Annotated in this window: 4 protein-coding genes and 1 pseudogene; all 5 read left to right on the top strand. The window is 73.7% G+C overall.

Annotated features, from left to right (window positions below):
* Positions 1–574: pseudogene (locus V7793_RS34875) on the top strand (serine/threonine-protein kinase); the annotation flags it as partial.
* Positions 575–626: 52 nt separating this feature from the next.
* A complete protein-coding gene (gene mqnC, locus V7793_RS34870; RefSeq protein WP_336013701.1) occupies positions 627–1,838 on the top strand; it encodes a cyclic dehypoxanthinyl futalosine synthase in 1,212 nt (403 codons plus the stop codon).
* A 24-nt stretch (positions 1,839–1,862) separates the two neighbouring features.
* Complete coding sequence (locus V7793_RS34865; protein WP_336013700.1) at positions 1,863–2,522, top strand: amidohydrolase family protein; 660 nt, start codon at positions 1,863–1,865, stop codon at positions 2,520–2,522.
* A 378-nt stretch (positions 2,523–2,900) separates the two neighbouring features.
* Entirely contained in the window at positions 2,901–3,599 is a 699-nt protein-coding gene (locus tag V7793_RS34860; RefSeq protein WP_336013699.1) for a demethylmenaquinone methyltransferase, read from the top strand.
* A 140-nt stretch (positions 3,600–3,739) separates the two neighbouring features.
* Positions 3,740–3,865 (top strand): zinc-ribbon domain-containing protein (locus V7793_RS34855; protein WP_336013702.1); only part of this gene is annotated, 126 nt, incomplete at its 3' end.

Below are 3,865 nucleotides of genomic sequence, written 5' to 3'. Positions count from 1 at the left end.
CTCGTGGGGTGCGTCGCGGCCGCCCGCGGCGGAGGCCGCGGAACCCTCCCGGAGAGCCGGTGCGGGACGGCGCAGAACGCAGGCCGTGCTCGCCGCGGTCGGCGCGCTCCTGGTCGCGGTGGCCGTCGCCGTGGTGCTCGGCCTCGGCCTCCTGCCGGGCGGGGGCGGAGGCAAGGGCGGGTCCGGCACCACCACGGGCAGCGGGGGCGGCCGGGCGAAGTCCGTGCCCGAGCAGTTCCTCGGCACCTGGACCGGGCAGGTCGTCCAGAGCGACGGCACCCCCAACGGCACCATGACCGCCGTCATCGCCGACGGCGCCCTGGGCGCCTACGTCGTCCGCACCACCTACTCCGCGCTCAACGTCCTGGAGTGCCGCAGCAAGGGCAAGCTGCTCACCGCCGTCCCCACCCGGCTCACCCTGGAGGAGGCCACCGACGGCACGCCGTCGCTCGGGTGCACGGGCGAGACCGCGCGGATCACGTTCTCCCTGGCCGCCGACGGCAAGCTCATGTACACGTCCGAGGACACCAAGGGCGGCAGCCCCCACGCAACCCTCACCCGCCGGGACGGATGAGGGCTGGCGTAGGCTGACGGTCGTGTCAAACCCCCTCCGAAGGGACGCCCCGGTGAGCGAGAAGGCCGACCTCACGACCATTGATGTCACAGCCGTCCTCGACCGCGCCGCCGCCGGTGGCCGCATCACTCCCGAGGAGGCGCTGGAGCTCTACCGCTCCGCACCGCTGCACGCGCTCGGCGCGGCGGCCGACGCGGCGCGCCGCAAGCGCTACGCGGGCATCGAGCACATCGCGACGTACATCATCGAGCGCAACATCAACTACACGAACTCGTGCGTCACCGCGTGCAAGTTCTGCGCCTTCTACGCCCCGCCGAAGAGCGACAAGGTCTGGACGCGCCCCCTGGACGACATCCTGCGCCGCTGCGCGGAGACCGTGGAGCTCGGCGGCACGCAGATCATGTTCCAGGGTGGTCACCACCCGGACTACGGCGTGGAGTACTACGAGGAGCACTTCTCCGCCATCAAGAAGGAGTTCCCGCAGCTGGTGATCCACTCCCTCGGCGCGTCCGAGGTGGAGCACATGGCGCGGATCTCCGGGGTGAGCGCGGAGGAGGCCATCCGCCGCATCCACGCCGCCGGCCTGGACTCCTTCGCGGGCGCCGGCGCCGAACTCCTGCCCGCACGGCCCCGCAAGGCCATCGCGCCGCTGAAGGAGTCCGGCGAGCGCTGGCTGGAGATCATGGAGCTCGCCCACACCCTGGGCGTCGAGTCGACCTCCACCATGCTGATGGGCACCGGCGAGACCAACGCCGAGCGGATCGAGCACATCCGGATGATCCGTGACGTGCAGGACCGCACGGGCGGCTTCCGCGCCTTCATCCCGTACACCTACCAGCCGCAGAACAACGTGCTGAAGGGCCGTACGCAGGCGACCGTCTTCGAGTACCTGCGGATGATCGCCGTCGCGCGGCTGTTCCTGGACAACGTCGCCCACATCCAGGGCTCCTGGCTGACCGTCGGCAAGGAGGCGGGCCAGCTCTCGCTGCACTACGGCGCGGACGACCTGGGCTCGGTGATGCTGGAGGAGAACGTCGTCTCCTCGGCCGGTGCCAAGCACCGCTCCAACCGCATGGAGCTCATCGACCTCATCCGCAAGGCGGGCCGCGTCCCGGCGCAGCGCGCCACCACGTACGAGCACCTGCTCGTGCACGACGACCCGGCGAACGACCCCGTCGACGACCGCGTCGTCTCGCACCTGTCGTCGACGGCGATCGAGGGCGGCACGGCCCACCCCGAGCTCAAGCTCATCGACGCGAGCTGACGCCGGACCCGTGCTGACGACGCCGTGCTGACGATCCACGCCGCCGGCCTGCTGCTGACCGCCGCCCCCGGTTCCGCTGCGGTGCCCGGCGGCGCCGTCGCGGTGGACGGCGGCAGGATCGCGGCGGCCGGCCCGTACGAGGACGTGGCCGCGGCCTGCCCGGGGGCGCGCGTGCGGCACTGGCCGGGCGTGCTGACGCCCGGTCTGCGCCAGTGGCACGCGGCGTGGCTGCTGGGGAACGCCTATTTCCCGGATCCGCGCGAGTACGACGAGCTGGGGGACCGCCCGCTCACCGGCGAGCGGCTCGCGGCGCTGGAGATGACCGAGACCCGCCGGGCGGGCAGCGTCCGGCGGGGGCTGCAGCAGATGCTGCGGCACGGCACCACGGCGGTGGCCGCGACGGGCGGCTTCAAGGACCCGGCGGTGGCGACGGCGGTCGCCCGGTCGGGGATGAGGGTCGTACCGGCGCGCCTCGCGCCGGGGATCCCGGCCGACGGTCCGGACCTCGATCCCCTGCGGGAGGGCCGGGACCTGCCCGGCTGCGTCGAGGCGCCTCTGGCCGTCGGCGGTCCGGCCGACCTCGCCGCCTTCGACGTGCCGGACGAGGCGGCGCTCCTGGCGGTGGGCGCGGGGACGTGCGTGGCGACGGTGCTGGGCGGCCGGCTGGTGTACCGGCGGCGCTGAGCGCAGGCCGCGCACCCCGCCGCCCGGCCGGGTGCCGCGCACCGGCCGGCGTCAACGAGCCGTATGGAGAGCGTCCGCGCACGTCAGGGGCCCGTCAAGGCGGAAGGCCCCGGTCCGTTCCGCGGGGCAGGATGAGCAGCGCGGGGACGGCCGCTACGGACGTCCCGCGGTGCCACTGTGGAGGGCCCTGGCAACGGTTCGTTACGCCGGGCCGCAAGGGCGCGCAACGCCGGGCGGGGGGTCCGGCGGTCCCGGGGAGCGGGGGCTCCCGGGACGAGCGCAGTCGGCACCGCAGGGCGGCCGGTCCTTCCCGGGCGCGCCGTCCCCGTCCAGCCACCCTCTGCGTCCCCTCCCGCCCCGGGGGTGAACAATGGGGACGTGACCCGAGCATCCCTGGACAAGCAGCCGCACGAAGTCGCCGCGATGTTCGACGACGTGGCGGCCAAATACGACCTCACCAACGACGTGCTCTCGCTCGGCCAGGCCCGTCTGTGGCGCAAGGCCGTCGCCCGGGCCGTCGACGCCCGCCCGGGGGAGAAGGTCCTGGACCTCGCGGCCGGTACGGGCACGTCCTCGCTTCCGTTCACCATGGCCGGCGCCTACGTCGTGCCGTGCGACTTCTCGGTCGGCATGCTGCGCGAGGGCAAGAAGCGCAACCCCTGGATGCCGCTGACCGCGGGCGACGCCACCCGGCTGCCCTTCGCGGACGGGGTGTTCGACGCCGTCACGATCTCCTTCGGACTGCGCAACGTGCAGGACACCGGCGCCGCGCTGCGCGAGATGCTGCGCGTGACCCGGCCCGGCGGCCGCGTGGTGATCTGCGAGTTCTCCACGCCCACGTGGGCGCCCTTCCGCACGGTCTACAGCGAGTACCTGATGCGGGCCCTGCCGCCGGTCGCGCGGGCCGTCAGCAGCAGCCCCGACGCGTACGTCTACCTCGCCGAGTCGATCCGCGCCTGGCCCCGCCAGCCGGAGCTGGCCGCTCTGCTTCAGGAGGCGGGCTGGTCGAAGGTCGCGTGGCGCAACCTCACGGGCGGCGTCGTCGCCCTGCACCGGGGCACGAAGCTTTCGGGGTGACGAGTCCGGTGTGACGCGTCACGGACGGGCCGGGGCCGGGGCGGTGGGCTGACCGTTTGTCATGGGCAGGGCGCCCTCAGTGGATACGATCAAGCTACCCCCGCCCTCCGAATGACCCGCCCGAGCTCCGGAGCGCCTCCATGACCTTGCCCTGCTGCCCCGCCTGCGGTTCCACGCTCCCCGCGGAAGCGCGCTTCTGCATGAAGTGCGGGCGGGAACGGCCGCAGGAGACGGAACCGGCCGCGGCGCCGGGCGGGGCGGGGGCC

This window comes from Streptomyces sp. KLMMK (assembly GCF_036961605.1).
Taxonomy (GTDB): domain Bacteria; phylum Actinomycetota; class Actinomycetes; order Streptomycetales; family Streptomycetaceae; genus Streptomyces; species Streptomyces telluris.
Note: the sequence above shows the minus strand (reverse complement) of the source record. Positions and strands in the feature narration are given on the sequence as shown.